Origin of the sequence: Streptomyces sp. PT12, assembly GCF_003311645.1 — a bacterium.
Lineage (GTDB): Bacteria > Actinomycetota > Actinomycetes > Streptomycetales > Streptomycetaceae > Streptomyces.
Map to the genome: position 1 here is coordinate 128,366 of NZ_QEST01000048.1, position 16,947 is coordinate 145,312.

Genomic DNA, 16,947 nt, shown 5'->3' on the forward strand with positions numbered 1-16,947 from the left:
CCGCCTCACCCCCGCCTCACCCCCCGTCGCAGCACCCGTCGCGGCGCATGATGCGGCCGATTTCCTGCCAGTCCTCGCCCGTCGCGTCCGTGTGCGCGAACGCCGCCACCAGGTCCGATGGGGCGTAGGGGACGCCGCCGCGCAGGGTGGTGACCGTGTGGACCAGGGTCGTGAAGTCCGTGAACGGGTCGCCCGCCACGATCGTCAGGTCGGCGAGCTTGCCCTCCGTCACCGTGCCCAGGTCGTCCTCGGCGCCGAAGGCGCGTGCCGGGAGGATCGTCGCCGTGCGCAGCGTCTCGGCCGGTGAGAGGCCCGCGCGGTGCAGGGCGCGCAGGGCCAGGTGGAGGTGCAGGCCCACGGGGGCCAGGGGCTGGTCGGTGCCCAGGGCGACCAGGCCGCCATTGGCCAGCAGGCGGCGGTAGACGGCCGTTTCGGTGTCGAGCGTCGCCAACTGGGCCTCGGTGGGCGGCACTTCGGCCTGTTCGCGGACCAGGGTGCTGTCCCATGGCGGCATCAGCGCCGTGACGCGCGGGTCTTCCGCGAGGCGCGGGTCGGCGCCGAGCAGGGGCAGGGCCGTGAACGGGGTGGCGATCAGCCGGAAGTCCGTGGCCGTGTAGATCTCGTCGACGTCCTGGTACGCGCGCCCCGTGGCGGAGGTGGCGTGGCCGTACTCGAGGCGCTGCGTGGCCTGGAGGTGCGTCGTCAGGTCGTGCCCCAACTGCACGCCGGGCGAGCACAGATGGCTGCCCACCGGCACGCCGAGCCGGTCGTGCGCGAACGCCGCGGCCTCGCGCATCACCCAGCCGGGGGCGCGCACATAGGTCTTGACGACGTCCCACTCGAGGCCCGCGGCCCGCGCCAGCGAGCGGCGCAGTCCCTCCCTGGTCGCGTGCGCCCTGCCCATGCTGTAGGCGACGCGGGCGCCGTCGAGCAGCTCGCCGGTGGCCAGCAGGCGAGGGCCCGCCATGTCCCCGGCGTCGACGGCCTCGCGGATACGGGCCTGTTCGTAGGCGAAGCCGCCGAGCGAGACGGCCGTGGTAATGCCGTAGGCGAGTTGCAGCGCGGCCTGCCGCCCGCCGTAGGTGCTCTGCCACGGGTGGGTGTGGGAGTCCCAGAGCCCGGGGACGACGGTGTGCTCGGAGGCGTCGATGTAACGGTCGGCGCGCCGCCCCGCGCGGTGCGGCCGCACGGCGTCGACGCGCCCGTCGCGGACGATCACGTCCATGTCGTCGTGCGCGGCCTCGCCCGTGCCGTCCCAGAGCCGCCCCGCGCGCACGACGACGTCCGCCCCCGGGGGCCGTCGGCGCGTGAGCGGCGCGTCAACGGTCCTGGCCCCGCCGCCGTCCACGCCGATCAGCCGCAGCGCGCCCGCCGAGAGGTACAGCAGCGTACGGGAGTCGCCCGACCAGGAGGGGTGGTCGGCGGCCTGTGAGGTCAGGAGGCGCGGCTCGCCGTCGGGGGCGCCGTCCGGCCGCACCGGGAGCAGCCACAGGGCGGATTCGGCGATCACCGCCATCCACCGGCCGTCGGGGGACCAGACGGGCCCCGAGTCGTAGCGGTCGGAGATCGAGGTGTGCGGGGCGACGGCGCGCAGCGTCGATGCGCCGGTGTCGGCGTCGACGACCCTGATGAGGTTGTAGCCCTCGCGGAAGCGGTGGTTGATGCGGTTGCGGTCGCACAGCGCGACGCGCCGCCCGTCGGGCGACCAGCTCGGCCTGCCCGGCAGGCCCCCGCCGCCCAGGGGCTCGACGAGGGCGCGCTCGGCGCCGGTGCCGAGGTCGCGCACCATGAGGCGGCCCGCCATGTCGAGGCAGGCCAGGCGCCGCCCGTCGGGCGAGAGCGCGGGAAAGACCCGGCCTCCGGTGGCGAGCACGGTCTCGCGGCCCGAGCCCATGTCGCGGCGGCGCACCGCGAACAGCCCGTCGCGGTCGTCCGCGTAGACCAGAGCGCGCCCGTCCGGCGTCCAGGTGGGGGCGAGGGGGTAGCGCGTCGGCTCGGCCTGGAGGACCTTGCGCGGGCGGCCGCCCTCGACCGGCGCGATCCACAGGGCGTTCAGGGCCGCGAACGCCACCTCGCGGCCATCGGGCGAGAGCGCGGGCAGGTGAACGCCCCTGACCCGCCGCGCCTCTGACCCGCGCGCGGCGAACGAACCGCGGCGGTGGCGCGGCCTGTCCACGGGGAGCGTGGCGCGGAAACGGATCTCCTCCGCCTCGCCGGGCGCCGCGGGGCGTACCACCCTGAACTGCCCGTCCACGGTCATCAGCAGCGCGTCGCGCGCGACCCACCGCACCGGGACGGGCAGCACATCGCCGTCCACGTCCACGGCCACGCCGTCCACGACCAGCACGCAGGACGCAGCGGGCGCGGGCGTCGTGCGCAGGTGGGCGAGGCGGCCTTCGGGGGAGAGCGCGGGCGTCATCAGCTGGAACGCCTCGCCGGTCTCGGTGAGTTCCGCGCGGACCGGCCCCGAGCCATCGGCGGGAGCGGAGGCGATGGTGCGCGCCTCGAGTGCGCCCTGGGCGCCCACGGAGGCGCGCACGAAGAACACGCGCCGCCCGTCGGGCGACCACGCCGGGTCGAAGTCCTCGAACGCCCCGTCCCGCGCCGGGCCTTCCTGCTCCGGCAGCCCCGTGACGCGCGCCAGCTCGCCCGTCGCGACATCGAGGGTCCAGATGCGGTAGGGGCCGCCGCCGACCGGGTCGCCGCCGCGTTCCGAGGCGAACGCGATCCGCCTGCCGTCCGGCGACCAGGCGGGACCGCGGTCGTCCCAGGGCCCGTCCGTGAGCTGCCGCGGCTGTGAGCCGTCGGGGCGCAGCGTCCACAGGTGGAACCCGCCGCCGCGGTAGGCGCACACGACCAGGAGGCTTCCGTCGGGCGAGAACTGCGGCCGGTTGGGCTCCAGGTCGGGCGGCGTGAGCGCGGTCGCATCGCCGCCCTCGCGGGGGATGGCCCACAGGACGTTCTGGATCTCGGCGACCAGCATGTCGCCCGAGGGGGCGAGGGTCGCCGAGCCGTTGGTCGCGGCGGTCAGGGAGAGGGACGTGCGGCCCGGGGAGCGCGGGGCCGCGGCTGCGGGCAGCTCGGCGGCGGCGATGGCGGCGGCGCCGACCGCGGTCGTGGTTCCGATGAACCGGCGCCGGGAGATCGCGGAGCCGGACGGGCGCGGGGTGTGTGCGGAGTCCAACCGACCCTCCATGCGGTGGGGTGAACGGTCCTGGGGCCCGTCTGACAATTCCCGGTGGATCAGCGAGCGGCGGAGGCGCCTCCCTGGCAAGGCGGGGTCACCGCGACGCGGGCGACGTTCCCGGCGGGAGCGCCTGTCTCTCGACCCCCTGGGGAGACACCGGCGTCGTCTGCACGCCTTCGGCCATGGCTCCCCCGTCCGTCCGCAGACCCCCTCACCCTCTCCATGCCCCGCGGCGCGGCGGAGTATGGCGTTCGGGCCCTCGGCTCCCGGCCGAGCCCGGGGTCAACTCCCGGCCGAGTCCAGGGTCGTGGAGGGCGGCTCGCCATAGCGCGCGCGGTAGGCGGCGGCGAAGCGGCCGAGGTTGCCGAAGCCCCAGCGGTAGGCGATCTCGGAGACGGTGGCCGAGCCGTCGCGGCCCGCGGTGAGCAGGTCGTGGCGGGCGCGTGCGAGGCGGATCTCGCGGAGATAGCCGAGCGGCGTGGTGTCCAGGTGCCTGCGGAACGCCTCCTGGAGGGCGCGCGGGCTGACCCGGGCCGCCGAGGCCAGGTCGGCGAGGGTGTGCGGCCGCTCGGGCCGCTCCTCGACCAGGGCCATCGCGCGGCGCACCGCCGCGTGTGAGACGGCGCCCGTGCGCCGCGCGTCCACGCCCGTGGTGATCAGCCGCTGCGTCCCGACGAGCAACGCCGCCGCGGTCTGCGTCAGCTGGGCGGCGACGAGGGGGTTGGTGCGGGCGATGCCGTCGCCGACGACCTCGCGGCGCACGGCCCGCGAGATGCCCGCCCAGCTCCTCGCGGCCTCGGGCGAGACCGCCCCGCCCAGCGCGAAACGGGCGCGCACCGGGCTGTCCACGCCGAGCGCGTCCGCCGCGGCGCGTTCGACATCCTCGCGCGCCAGGCGCACGGTCATCATCCGCGCGCCTGGCGACCAGTGCACCTGGAAGCCGCGGTAGGGGTCGAGGACATAGGTGCCGCCGGGGCCGACGCTGTACTCCTCACGCCCCGGCGAACTCACCGTCACCCGGCCGTGGGTGAGCTCGCACACCAGCAGATAGGTGCCGAGCGGCGCTGGCTTGATCAGGGTCTCGGCCGCGTGGTGCGAGGAGCCGTACCGCAGCCCGGAGAGCGTGATCCCGGGGAAGCTGTCCTCGCCGTACCACGCGGAGAACTCCCGGGGATCGCCCAGGCAGTCGAGCCGATACGGGCTGTAGGCGTTGCTGATGATCTCGCGGGTCTCCTCGAGATCGTCGCTGTCCACGAGCGTCGGCAACTTGCTCAGCAGGGCGTTCTCCCCTCTCCGCGCCGTGTGGCCTCCCGCGCTTTCCGGCCGGGAGCCGCGTTCGGCGAGTAGCCGACCGGTGGCTTTCGTTAGTAGCGTTGTATGTGTCCACAGTCAAGGCGCGGACGAATCCCGGGTGATTCCGGGACATGTGCGTCAGGCGGACGCCATCCTGGATCCACGGGGGATGTTCAGGACGGCGAGCCCGCCTTTCGGCCGCGGCGCCGACGACCACGCCACGAGGCCCCGACCCCTGACCACGGCCGGGGCCTCGGCTGTGGAGGCCAACCCCAGGGCCGACCCGGGGCCGACCCGCGGGCCGCCCCTGAGGCCGACTCCGGGCGGCTCAGCCCCAGATGGACTCGGCCCACTCGGGGTGGTCGATGAACGGGTTCCTGTTGCCCTGGTAGTCGGTGAAGATGATCTCGTTGCGGCGCTCCTCCGCCGCGCTCGGCGGGTCCTGCGCGTGCCACTCGAGCAACGTCGAGAGCCTGCCGTGGAACGGAGTGCCGCCGTTGCTGGTGTCGTCGTCGAGCTCCAGGTCGGCGAAGCCGTCGTCGCCCTCGTAGCGGACGGCCATGTAGAAGAGCATCCGGGCTATGTCGCCCTTGTCCTCGTCGCGCGCCTCCCAGGAGTCGGCGTCCGTGAAGTTGCCGGGGGCGCTGGAGACGGGGGAGCCGCCGTCGTCGAAGTCCTTGTTGCCGCGCGTGCTGTTGACCTGCACGTCGGTGGGCCTGAGGTGGTGGATGTCGGTGCCGGGGCCCGCCGAGGTGCCGAAGTCGCCGTGCGACTGGGCCCAGACGTGCTCGCGGTTCCAGTCGCCGACGTTGCCGCCGTTCTCGTCGGCGCCGCGCGACTCGCCGGTGTAGAGCAGGATGACGCTGCCGGGGTCCGACGGGTCCTGGTCGGTCTCCTTCAGCGCGTCCCAGACCTGGGAGTAGCTGAGCCGGGTGACATCGGCGCTGATGATGTCGTGCAACGCCGCCTTCAGCGCCTCGCCCGTCCTGCCCTCGGCGTCGGCGTAGTAGGGGTGGTCGGCGGCTTCCAGGTCGGCGGCGCCGATGCCGGTGTCGGCGCTGGTGCCGGTGTCGGCGCCGGTGTCGGCGGCCATGGCGAGCGGCAGCGGTGCGGAGAGCGCCGCCGCCAGGGCGCCGGTGAGCAGGGTCCGGTACATGTGGGGGCCTTTCGGTGTGTGCCGGGGTCTTCTGTTATGTACCTGCCATGTGTGCGCCGGAAACTACGCGCGTAACCGGCGGTCCCGGCCCGTTGCCCCCGTTGCCCGCGCCCGTCAGGCGATCGGCTCGTCGGCGCGCGTCACCCGCTGCGTTCCCGAGCGGGTCAGATACGAACGCGCCAGCGCGCTTGTGGCGGCCGGGTCGGCGCGGTCGGAGAGCGCGAAGTAGTCCATCTGCGCCCGCTCGGCGGTGACGTCGAGGACCGCGTAGCCGTGCGAGTCCATGTCCACCCAGCGCACATGCCGGTTGGCCGCGCGCACGGCCGCCTCGGCGACGCCGGAGAGGGTGTGGGGCGGCACGCCCAGGATGTCGTCGAGGTTGTCGGAGGTGACGGATGTGACCACGAACTCCGTGGCCACGGACGGCGACAGCGGGTACAGCGCGGCGTTGAGCGGCACGTCGTTCGCCCAGTGCATATGGATGTCGCCGGTCAGGAACACGGTGTTGGCGATGCCCTCGCCGTGCAGGTGGCCGAGCAGCCGCTCGCGGTCGTGCGTGTAGCCGTCCCACTGGTCGGTGCCGATGGCAAGGCCGCCCGCGGGGATGCCGAGGCACTCGGCGATCGGCCCGAGGAGGTGGGCGGGGACCGAGCCGAACGCCACGGGCGAGATCATCACGGAGTTGCCGATCAGGTGCCAGCGGGCGTCGGAGGCGGACAACCCCGAGGTGAGCCAGTCCAGTTGGGCGCGCCCCGCGATCGTGCGACCGGGGGAGTCGACCGCGCCATCGCCGACGCCGACCTGCTGGTCGCGGAACGAGCGCAGGTCGAGGAGGTGCAGATCGGCCAGGCCGCCGAACCGCAGCCGCCGATACGTCGTTCCCTCGATCGCGGGGCGCACCGGCATCCACTCGAAGTACGCCTGGACGGCGGCCTCCCGGCGCGCGGACCACGCGCCCTCCGCGCCCTCGGTGTGGTTCTCGGCGCCGTCACGCCAGCTGTCGTTCGCGCTCTCGTGGTCGTCCCAGATCGCGATCACGGGGTGGGCGGCGTGCAGCGCGGCGAGGTCGGGGTCGGTGCGCTGGTGGCCGTGCCTGACGCGGTAGTCGGCCAGGGTCAGCACCTCGTGCGCGGGCTCGTGCCGCCGCACGGGCTCGGCCGGGTACTCGCCCGTGCCGTACTCGTAGATGTAGTCGCCCAGGTGCAGTACCGCGTGCAGGTCGGCGCGGGCGGCGAGGTGGCGGTAGGCGGCGAAGTGGCCCGCCTCGTAGTTGGAGCAGGAGACGACGCCGAACCTGAGGTTCCCCGGCTCCGCGCCCTCGGCGGGCGCGGTGCGGGTGCGGCCCGCGGGCGAACGGACGCCGCCCGCCGCGAACCTGAAGTGGTACGCGGTGTCGGGCAGCAGGCCGCGCACATCCGCCTTGACGGTGTGGTCGGCCGCGGCGCTCGCGACGACCCGGCCGCGGGTCACGACCGCGGCGAAGTCCGCGTCGGTGGCGACCTCCCACTCCACCTCGACCTCGGGTCCGACGCCCGATCCCGGCACCGCGCCAGGCACGGGGGTGACCCGCGTCCACAGCAGCACGCCGTCGGGCAGCGGGTCGCCCGAGGCGACGCCATGGAGGAACGCGGGCGCTTCTTCCGCCTGCCCGGCGCCCGCTTGCCCCGCACCGGCCTCGCCCGCGACGGCGAGCGGCAGGGCGGCGGCGACGGCGGCGGTCGTGACGACGGCGCGGCGGGAGGGTCCAAGGGTGGTCACGAGGGCAGATGCTAGAACAGGTGCCCGACGAAGTCGGCCCGGATCCCGAAGAGTTCGCCGCCCGGCCGCCCTCCGTCCGCCCGGCCGTCGCCCGGTGGCTCGCCGCCGCCCGTGTGCCGTGGCGCGATGGGCGCGTGGGGTCGCGTTCACCCAGGGCCCGGTCGAGCAGCCCTATGGCATCGCCAGCCGAAGTCCCGAGCCGGGCGCCAGGTCATGGGCGCCCTGGCACCAGGTCACGGGAGGTGGGCGAAGATCCAGCGGTTGGGGGCCAGGGGGTCGTTGGGCTCGGGGAGGGGGCCCCGGCCGTGCCTGCGAGTGAAGTCGAACGGCGTGTGAACCGATGTGGACCAGCCCCTGGCGCGCAGGTCGGCGGCCGAGTCGGGGCGCGGCTCGCCGTCGAAGAGCGCGAGCAGGTCCACGCCGATCTGGCGCTTGGTCGCGCTGTAGAGCGGGCTGTTCCTGGCCGTCGGCGCGCCGATGTCCAGCTTGGCCTCGTAGCCGAGCGCGCTGCCCGGCGCGCTCAGCCGGTCCACGGTGGCGACGAGGTGGCGCTCGGCGGCGTGGGGGAGGTAGAGCAGCAGGCCCTCGGCCAGCCATGTGGTGGGGGCGGACGGATCGAATCCCGCGGCGGTCAGCGCGCCCGCCCAGTCGTCGCGCAGGTCGGCGGCGACGGTGACGCGCGCCGCGCGGGGCGTCGCGCGCCGCCCTTCGAGCACCCCGCGCTTGAACGCCAGCACCTGAGCGTGGTCGATCTCGAACACCGCGCAGCCGGGCGGCCAGTCGACGCGGAACGCCCGCGCGTCCAACCCCGCGCCCAGCAGCACGACTTGACGGGCTCCGGCGCGGGCCGAGCGGAGCGCGAAGTCGTCGAGGACCCTGGTGCGCAGGGCGAAGTAGCGGCCAAGGCGCCCCCACAGGGGGTTCGCGTCGCCGCCGGGGACCTGCCGCGGGCGCGTCGGCCAGTGGGCCGAGGCCCGCGCGGCGCGCACGAAGTGCTCGGCGTGCACATCCCTGGCCAGGGCGTCGACGCGGTGCGTCTCGATCGCCCGCGCCGCGGCGACCATGAGCGCGGTCAGCCCGACGCCGCCTTCGACGCCGGGAACGGTGCCGGTGCCGGGCTCGATGCCGGGCTCGATGCCGGTGCCGGGACCTGTATCGGTGTGGATGTCGCCCACGCGGCCGCTTCCTCCGGGGTGAGTGTGGTGGTGCGGGCGCCGTAGACCAGGCGCATAAAGCGCAGGATCTCCGCGTCCGGCAGGTGCAGGCTCGCGGTGCAGTCCGTCAGGACCGTCACATGGAACCCCTTCTGGAACGCCGTCCGCGCCGTCGAGTCCACGCAGACATCCGTGAACAGGCCGACAAACACCAGGTGTTCGACGCCGCGCCCGACCAGATACCGCCCGAACCCGTCGCCCCCGAACCCGTCGCCCCCGAACCCGTCGCCCCCGGACCCGTCGCCCCCGAACCCGTCGCCCCCGGACCCGTCGCTGAGGAACGCGTCAAAGCACGCCCGTTTGGTGAAGACCCGCTCGCCTGGGGCCGGGGCCACCTTGTGGAACGCGGCTCCGTCCGAGCCCTCGCGGCACTTGGGCAGCTTGCCAAGCAGCTCGTCCCTGCGCCGCCAGCTGGGCCGTTGATACGCGACATCGCCGACGAACCGGACGAAGACGACCTCCGTGCCGCCGCGCCGCGCGGCGTCGACGGCGCGCGCGGCGTTGGTCGTCACCCGGTCCAACGCCGCGGGATCGCCGGGGAATCCGGTGCTGAAGTCGTTCTGGAGGTCGACGGCGATCAGCGCCGTGCCGCCCCCGGCGGTCATGCCCCGGCCACCGGCGTCGGCGCCGCGGCGCGGGGCGCGTCGGCGAACGCGTCCCCGAACGCGCCGAGGAACGCGTCCACCACCGCCGTCGTCGAGTGCCGCCCCCCGGCGTCCCGCGTCCCCACGCCCCGCTCGCGCAGCGTCAGCAGGGCGCGCTCCGCCGCGTCCACCGCGCCGGGGCAGCCGACGTGCCGCTCGGCGATGGCCACCGCGGCGCGCACGGTGGCCAGGGGGTTGACGGTGTCGCGGCCCGCCAGGTCGTCGGCCGAGCCGTGCACGGTCTGGTACTCGACGAGACCGGCCACGTCGGGGTCGAGGTGGACGTTCTCCGTGCAGCGGCTCTCCTGGCGCTCGGAGCCGAAGCGGTCGAGCAGGACCACATGCATGATGTCGCCCCATTCATTCCCGGCGACGATCACGGTGCGCGGCGCGGGCCCGTGCTCGACCAGGTCGCGGTTCACCGTGTCGGGCTGGCACAACTCGATGCGCACGCCCCGCCGTTGGGCGATCTCGGTCACCCAGGCTTCAAAGGCGCCGTCGAGCAGGTGGAACTTGTACGCCATGACCACGCGCCCCACCTCGCGGCCCGGCCACTGCCGCAGCGCCCGCCGCAGCGCGAGCGCGACGATCTCGTCGGTCACCGCGTGGCTGAACGTCTGGGTGCGGGTGACGGTGCCGGGCGCGTGGTCGTTCTCGCCGGTGTAGAAGCCCTGGGCCTGGTCGCGGACGAGCAGCATCGACGCGTCGCCCGCGCCGATGGGGTCCACCTTCACCGCGCGCAGGCGCTGCCGCACGAGATACAGCGACTGGGCGTTGATCGCCGTGCGGAAGAGGGCCGTGACCCCCGCGGCGGCCAGGGAGCGGCAGAAGTGCTCGTAGTGCTCGGCGTCCGCGCGCGTCAGCTCCCTGACGCGCTCGATCCCGCCCTCGCCCCTGAGCGACACATAGGAGTGGTACGCCATCGGCGAGCGCACGACGTCCACCGCGCGTCCATACGCCCCGGCGACCTCCCCCACGACCCGCTCGAAGACCGCGGCCAACTCCGGCCCCGTCCCCCGCCCGACGGCGAGCCCGACGGCCGACTTCACTGTGCTCCACCCATGCTGACCCTCATCTCTCCCGGCGACGTGCGCGATGGCGCTCCGCGACGACGCTCCCCATGACGACGCCGCTCCCCCATGACTCGGCACGCCCTCCACTATCCGTTCGAGGGGGCGGGCGGGGACGGGGAGGCGGGAATTGTTCACCGAAAAGGGTGAGATGCGCTGGCCAAGGGTTTGGCCGCGGGGCGGCTCATCGGGCGGGGCAGCTCTCCCTGAACGGAATGTCGGGGGCCAGCTCGGCCCACTCCCACGCGTCGAGGCCGCCGCCCGCGACGCGGCAGGCCATGCCGACCGTGTCCGCCGCGATGGCCGGGTGATCGCCCAGGTCGAATACGAACGAGCCACCGCCGCTCGCCGTCACCAGATACCGCCCGTCGGGGGAGAACACCGCGTCGAGCACGACGTCCTCGTGCGTCGGCAGCCGGAACGCCACGTGCGGCTCGGCGCGTTCGCCCACGGCCCACACGCGGACCGTTCCGTCGTTGGCGGCCCCCGCCACCAGGTCGCCGTCCGGGTGGAACGCCAGGTGCGACATCAGCTCGCTCTCCGGCTCGGTCATACCCACCACCTCGGGGGCGCCCGGCCCCTCGATGTCCCACAGCAGCAGGTTGTTGCTCTCGCCCTGTCCGAACCACTCCTCGGTCACCACGGTCGCGCCGTCGGGGGCGGGGACGGCGGGATCGCTTGCCCGCTGCGCGGAGTCGAGCTCGACGGCGTCCCCGGTCGAGACGTCCCACAGGCTGACGCGGGGGCTGGCGGGTATGAGGAGGCGACGGTTGTCGGGAAGGAACGCCAGGTCGCCCACCGCGGCGGTCGACTCGAACGACGCGACCTCGGACGGGTGCGCGGGATCGGCGACATCCCAGACCGAGACGTCATCGCCCCTGTGTGCCAGCAGCGAGCCGTCGGGGGAGAGCGCGAGGGAATCCACCGCCCCTTCCTCGACGTCGAGTTGGCCCACCTGGCGCGGCTCGGCCGGGTCGGTGACATCCCATAGCGCCAGCTCGCCCTCGCGGTGCAGGGCGGCAAGCAGGGAGCCGTCCGCGCTGAACGCCACGTCGACGACGCCGCCCTGGGGCCGTCCCCGGAGGGTGGCGACAACGCCGGGCGCGGCGGGGTCGGTCATGTCGACCAGCCGGACCTCGGCGCCCCGGCCGACGGCCAGCGTGGTGCCACCGCCGCCAGGCGGCCAGGCCCGCGCCGTGCCAAGGATGGGCTCGGGAAGGATGTCGATCTGCCGGAGGTCCCCCAGGTCCCAGCGGATGGTATCGAACGCGATGCCGTCAACCGAGAGCAGCGAGCGCCCCTCGGGGCCGAAGGCCAACCCCTCGACGATGTAGCCGTGCCCCGTGAGGCGGGCCTCCTCGACCGGCTCCCTCAGGTCGCGCACATCCCACAGCGCGACGTTCGAGTCGAATCCGGCGCTGGCGAGTCGGCGCCCATCGGGTGAGAAGGCGAGCGTCTCGATCCTGTCGGTGTGTGCCGTCCACTCGGCCAACTCCTCTGTTTCGCCTCGTGAGTTGACATCGAAGAGCCGAATCGCGCGATCATCGCCCACGGCCAGCGGGCCGCCACCGGGGCTGAACGCGATCGCCGCGCGGGAGGCTTCGTCCACCCAGCCTCCCGCGCGCGGTCGCGCCGGGTCGCTCACATCCCACACGCGCACGCCGTCGAACCCCTGGACGGCGAGGGTCCGACCGTCGGGCCCGAACGTCAGGGCCTCCGCGTAGTCCTCCTCGTCGGTGACCGAGAGCCGCCGAGGACTCCGGGGGTCGGACACGTCCCACAGAACGAGCGTCTCGCCGTCCTCGCGCTCCCAGCCGACGGCGGCCAGCGTCGTGCCGTCCGGGCTGAGGCCGACCGCCGTCGGCGCCCCCGGCGTGCCCTCGATCTCCAGCGACGCGAGGCGTTCGGGCTCGGCGCCCTCGGCGAACCCCGCGATGTCCCACAGCGAGACCGCGCCGTCGCCGCACAGCGTGGCCAGCGTCGCGCCGTCGGGGCCGCCGAGCGCGAGCTGTTCCTCGGCCTCGCCCCGGCAGGGCAGCCGCGCCAGCGGGCCGCGCCGGTCGGAGCCGGGGCCCACGTCCCACAGCGCCAGGCCCTCCTCGTCCGAAAGACCGGCCAGCGTCCGCCCGTCCGCGCCGAGCACGGTGCTGCCGGGGAAGGTGGATGTGTCGGCGTCCGCCGTCTGCAACTGGTCGGCGCCCCGGAACGGCTGGGTGGCCAGCGTGGTGTACAGCGCCTCGCGCGCCTCGGCCGTGGGGCGCAGCGCGTGGGCCGCGAGGGCGAGGCGCAGCGACTCGCGCGGGTCGGTCGCGCGGGCGCTCTCGGCCTGGGCCAACAGGGCGCGGTGGGTGGCGAGTTCGCCCTGCTCCTCGGCGTTGCGCCGCTGCTCGTTCGCGTTTCCCAGCTGCACCCAGGCGACCGCGGTGGCGATCAGGGCCAGGCACAGGGCCACGGCCACCGCGAGAAGGGAGCGGCGCAGGACGGTGACCCCGCGGGCCTCGCGGAGGCGTTCCCGCTCCTCGGCCTCCTCGCTCGCGGCCACGAACTCCCGCTCTCGCGCGGGGAGTTCGCCGAGGGCCTGGGCATCCTGGAGTCTACTGCCCCGGTAGAGGTACGCCGGGTCGCGCTGGGCGTGCCACGCGTCTGCGACCGCGCGCAGCTCCTGGCGCAGCAGCAGGGCGGCGGTGTCCTGCTCGATCCAGCGGCGCAGATGCGGCCACTCCCGCAGCAGCGCCTCGTGCGCGATCTGCGCCGAGTCCCGGTCCACGGTGATCAGCCGCCGCGCGGCCAGCAGGTCGCACAGGTCCCCGGCGTCCGGCGGGAGGCCGTCGAGCAGGGTGGCGAGCGGCACGCGGTCGCGGACCGCCGAGCGGACGCCGGTGCCGTCGGGGGCCAGGTGCACCATGCGCGGCAGCAGCATCCGCAGGGTGGCGCGCTGTTGGTCGTCGAGCCGCTTGTACAGGTCCTCGGTCGTGGTGGCGACCGAGCGCCATATGCCGCCGACCGCCTCATATCCGGCGAGGGTGAGCCTGGCGCCGCTGCGCCGCTGCCAGGTCTCGCGCAGCACATGGGCGAGGAACGGCAGCGCGCCCGCCGTGTCGTCGCCTGGGCGGCCCTCGCGCAGGTCGTGCAGCAGCCGTTCGGTCAGCCCGGGCTCCAGGCGCAGCCCCACCACGGCGGCCGGGCCGTCGACGGCGGCGCGCAGCTCGCGTTCGCGCATCGGAGCGACGGTCAACTGGCCGTGCTCCAGGGAGCGTTCAAGCTCGGGGTGGGCCAGGCAGCTGCCGTAGTGGTCGGCGCGCAGGCCGAGGACCACACGGGGGCGCGCCTCGGTGCGAGCGCCGCCCGCGAGCGCGGCGATGAACGAGTCCCGTTCATGCGGGTCCTCGCAGCGGATGAACACCTCCTCGAACTGGTCGACGACCAGCAGCCCGCACGCCGGACGCCCCGGGAGCGGCGGGGGGAAGCGGCCCTCGTCGAGCGCGTCGCGCACCTGCTCGCGCTCCCGGCCCGTGGCCCCGGCCCACACCTCGGCGAGCGCGTCCAGCGGGTGCGCGCCGGGTGCGGTCAACAGTAGGGCGGGCCAGGGCACTTGGGGGTCGCCCTTGGCGTGGCGGCGTTCGAGCCCGGCGAGCAGACCTGCGCGCAGCAGCGAGGACTTGCCCGCGCCCGACGCGCCGACCAGGACCACGGGCCCATCGCCCGGGCCCGTGACCGCGTCGAGCAGCCGCTCCTTCAGCTCGTCGCGGCCGAAGAATTGGTGGCTCTCCTCGGCCCTGAACGGCTCCAACCCCGGGTAGGGGCACGGCACATCGGCGGGCCGCTCGTCGGGCGCCCCGGCGTCGTCGGGGCCCAGCTCGGGGGCGGCGCGGTTGCGGGCGATGACCAGCTCGCCGAGCGTTCCCTCGCTCTGGCGGGACGGCCGCACCCGCCCGTCGGCGAACTCCCGGTCCAGGACGGCGTACATGCGGTCCGCCGTCAGCCAGGGCGGGCCCGTCGGGTCGCCTTCGGTGAGGAGCCGCAGCAGGCGCCCGCTGAAGAGGGTGTGCGGCTCGTCCGGGGGCGCGAACGACAGCTGGTAGTGGGAGGCCGAGGCCAGCAGGAGGCTGCCCCTGGGGCGGGCCGAGGCGAACGGCTGCCGCGCGCCGCCGCCCGTTCCCGGCGTTCTGGCGCGCCCTGAGAAGCAGCAGTCGAGGACGACGAGGCTGCCGTGCGGCGCCTCGCCGAGCAGGTCGCGCACGGTGCGGTAGGGGACGGCGCCCGCGATGTGGCCCGCGGACCGCCCGGCGTGGGTGGCGAGGTACAACTCGTCGCGCGGGCCCAGGAGTCCATGGCCGACGTAGTACAGCAGCACGGGTCCCGTGGCGTCCGCGACCGCCTCCTCGACGGCGGCCACCACCTCGTCGGGGCCCGCCGCGCCCGGCACCCGCGTGACGCGCCCGAGGTCCATGCCGCAGACGTCGTGGAGCGCGCGCTCCAGGTCGTCGAGCGTGGTGTCGACGGCGGGCAGCGCGGGCAGCTGGGAGCCCGGGGCGTGGCGGCCCGTGCCGATCAGTACCGCGCGGGCGCCCTGGGCGGCCAGATCACCGCGCACGGCCCGGGCCCTCGCCCCCGTCCTGGCCGGGCGGCGTGGCCAGGCGTTCGGCCAGCGCGGCGATCTCGTCGGGGCTCAGGGCGCGGACACGGTGGCTCGAGACGGTGATCTCGGTGCCGTCGGCCCTGGTCACGGTGACGGTGTAGCTGCCGCGGCGCGTCTGGACCCAGGCGATGAGCGCCCCGGCGAAGACCGCCGCGACGCCGCCTGGTTCGAGCAGGGCGACCAGGGCGTCGGCCGCGGGGCCCATCGTCCCCGCCTCGGGCTCCGCGGGCTCCTCCTGGTGGACGCGCCCCCTCAACTCCGGCTCGGCGGAGAGCCATTGGCGCAGCTCCCGCGCGGCGCCCCCGTCCCCGCCCACGCTGATGACGACTCGCATGCTCCCCCCGGATGTCCGATGTCCTCGGCGCTCCGAGGCTACCCACCGGGGGCGCGGCCCGAAAGGTCAGCGCGGAGCCCCGGCCGCCGGGGGGGTGGGCGGCCGGGGCTCCGGAAGGGGGGATCAGGCCACGGCGGCGGGGACCAGGTGGTCGCCGGGGATGCCGGAGGCGTGGGGGGAGTAGTAGTCGCGGATGCCCGCGGCCCAGGTGTCGACCGTGATCCGGTCGTCGCCGTCGGGGCCGAAGGCGTCGAACAGCTTGTGGATGTTGGGGAGTTCGAAGCCGATGGCGGTCATCAGCGCGACGAACACGGGCCGTTCGACGGTGCCGCTGCCGTCCACGTCGCCCAGGTCGGCGAGCGCGTCGGCGAACGCGCCCAGCGCGCCGTCGAACCGCTCGGGGGCGAGCACGATGGCCTTGAACTCCTCGAAGCTCACCTTGTTGTCGAGGTCGGTGTCCAACTCCCCGACCAGCGCGGCCCAGTACCCGCGGAACGCGTCCACCAGCGCACCCTTGGCCGCCTCGTCGGCACCCGGCACCGCCTGGACGACACGGTGTGCCATCAGGTCGAAGTCATCGGCCTCCAACTCCCCGTTCCCATTGGCGTCAAACAGCGCGAACACCACACTGACCCGGCTGACAGCTTCCGCCTTCATCAAGCCTCCCCTTCGCCCAACTTCACCTGACCGTCCGCACGATGGAACCAAGCGGGCGGGGAGGCGGGGGCCGAAGCGGCGGGGGGTTCACCGGAACGAGTGAAGGCGGGAGCTGGGGCGTCGAACACCGCGGGCCCGATAGACTGTGCACACCGCGCACCTTCCCGGAGGGTACGAGGCGGAGTTCGGGGTCAGGCCCCGATCATGGGTGACGGAGCGGCAGTTCCACTGCGTGGACCTCATGTCGAGTGAGGGCGAGTGCCCGGCAGGGCCCCCTGCCATTCCCAGCCCACGTTCGAGGAGTGGTCCGTCCATGAACCCTGTCGAGTACAAGCCCGCGCGTCGTATCTGGATCGACATCCTGATCGGCGCCACCGCCGGAGTGCTGTCCAACGTCGTGTTGGCGGTCCTGGCGGAGGCGGCGCGCCTGCTCGTCTGACGAGCGTGTGGCGGGCCCGGTGAGCCCGCCACCCCTCCACGTTTCCCTCAGAACAGCCTGTCCTGCCTGCCCACGCCCTTCTTTCCGCCGCCTCCCCTCCGGCGCCGGGGGCGGCCCAGATGCGGTCGGCGGGCCTCCTCGGGAAGGTTGAGCCACGTCGGACGCAGGCCGTGGATCTGCACCTCACCGACGAGTTCCCTGAGGTAGGCGCGCGTCTCCTCGTCGGTGGACCAGAGCACCGTCGCGCGGCTCGCCCGGGTCATCAGCACGTGGTAGGCGTTGCGGACGCAGCGTGCCAAGTCCTCGGCGTCGAGGCGGCGCGCAGCCACCTTCGGATCGAACGACCCGGGCTGCCCCACCCGCCACACCTTGGTCCCGGGATCCTTGACGCGCTTGCCCCGCCGGAACACCCACTGCCCGTCGCGGCGCACCATGTCCTCGCCCATGATCACGCCGCACCAGTCCCACTCCAGGCCCTGCGCCGTGAAGACGCAGCCGATCGGGAGTGTCCGATAGACGGCGGATCTGATGATCAAGGAGACGCCTGATGAGCGAG

At 74.3% G+C, this 16,947-nt stretch carries 12 protein-coding genes; 1 reads left to right on the forward strand and 11 read right to left on the reverse strand.

Annotated elements, in window-relative coordinates:
• Nucleotides 1–16: 16 nt before the first annotated feature.
• The 10 genes from DEH69_RS05045 to DEH69_RS05090 form a co-directional block, all read right to left on the reverse strand.
• A complete protein-coding gene (locus DEH69_RS05045; protein ID WP_258534441.1) occupies nucleotides 17–3,184 on the reverse strand; it encodes an amidohydrolase family protein in 3,168 nt (1,055 codons plus the stop codon).
• A gap of 285 nt (nucleotides 3,185–3,469) precedes the next feature.
• The gene (locus DEH69_RS05050; RefSeq protein ID WP_258534442.1) at nucleotides 3,470–4,441 is read right to left on the reverse strand and encodes an AraC family transcriptional regulator; all 972 of its coding nucleotides are present in this window, start codon (nucleotides 4,439–4,441) and stop codon (nucleotides 3,470–3,472) included.
• Between the two features lie 367 nt (nucleotides 4,442–4,808).
• Nucleotides 4,809–5,636, reverse strand: a complete 828-nt coding sequence (locus DEH69_RS05055; protein ID WP_113685659.1) for an endonuclease I family protein — start codon at nucleotides 5,634–5,636, stop codon at nucleotides 4,809–4,811.
• A 114-nt stretch (nucleotides 5,637–5,750) separates the two neighbouring features.
• Nucleotides 5,751–7,394, reverse strand: a complete 1,644-nt coding sequence (locus DEH69_RS05060) for an alkaline phosphatase (protein WP_113685660.1) — start codon at nucleotides 7,392–7,394, stop codon at nucleotides 5,751–5,753.
• Between the two features lie 233 nt (nucleotides 7,395–7,627).
• A complete protein-coding gene (locus DEH69_RS05065; protein ID WP_113685679.1) occupies nucleotides 7,628–8,458 on the reverse strand; it encodes a class I SAM-dependent methyltransferase in 831 nt (276 codons plus the stop codon).
• Between the two features lie 8 nt (nucleotides 8,459–8,466).
• Nucleotides 8,467–9,213 carry a cysteine hydrolase family protein gene (locus DEH69_RS05070; protein ID WP_113685661.1) on the reverse strand — a complete coding sequence of 249 codons (747 nt, stop codon included), beginning with the start codon at nucleotides 9,211–9,213 and terminating at the stop codon, nucleotides 8,467–8,469.
• Complete coding sequence (locus tag DEH69_RS05075; RefSeq protein WP_113685662.1) at nucleotides 9,210–10,301, reverse strand: isocitrate/isopropylmalate family dehydrogenase; 1,092 nt, start codon at nucleotides 10,299–10,301, stop codon at nucleotides 9,210–9,212. The genes DEH69_RS05070 and DEH69_RS05075 overlap by 4 nt, the downstream gene beginning before the upstream one ends.
• 205 nt (nucleotides 10,302–10,506) lie before the next feature.
• Nucleotides 10,507–14,916: a WD40 repeat domain-containing protein gene (locus tag DEH69_RS05080; RefSeq protein ID WP_113685663.1), complete on the reverse strand. Its 4,410-nt coding sequence runs from the start codon at nucleotides 14,914–14,916 to the stop codon at nucleotides 10,507–10,509.
• Nucleotides 14,906–15,295, reverse strand: a complete 390-nt coding sequence (locus DEH69_RS05085; RefSeq protein ID WP_113685664.1) for a hypothetical protein — start codon at nucleotides 15,293–15,295, stop codon at nucleotides 14,906–14,908. Before DEH69_RS05085 ends, DEH69_RS05080 begins: the two co-directional genes overlap by 11 nt.
• 123 nt (nucleotides 15,296–15,418) lie before the next feature.
• Nucleotides 15,419–15,952, reverse strand: coding sequence for an EF-hand domain-containing protein (locus tag DEH69_RS05090; protein WP_113685665.1), 534 nt, complete (start codon nucleotides 15,950–15,952; stop codon nucleotides 15,419–15,421).
• Between the two features lie 313 nt (nucleotides 15,953–16,265).
• Here DEH69_RS05090 and DEH69_RS31950 point away from each other — a divergent pair, with 313 nt between their 5' ends.
• Nucleotides 16,266–16,391: a DUF6408 family protein gene (locus DEH69_RS31950; protein WP_220131187.1), complete on the forward strand. Its 126-nt coding sequence runs from the start codon at nucleotides 16,266–16,268 to the stop codon at nucleotides 16,389–16,391.
• A 47-nt stretch (nucleotides 16,392–16,438) separates the two neighbouring features.
• On the opposite strand, the gene DEH69_RS05095 is transcribed toward DEH69_RS31950, so the two are convergent.
• Nucleotides 16,439–16,947, reverse strand: a 509-nt coding sequence (locus tag DEH69_RS05095; protein WP_113685680.1) for a DNA/RNA helicase domain-containing protein, incomplete at its 5' end; no start/stop codon positions are given.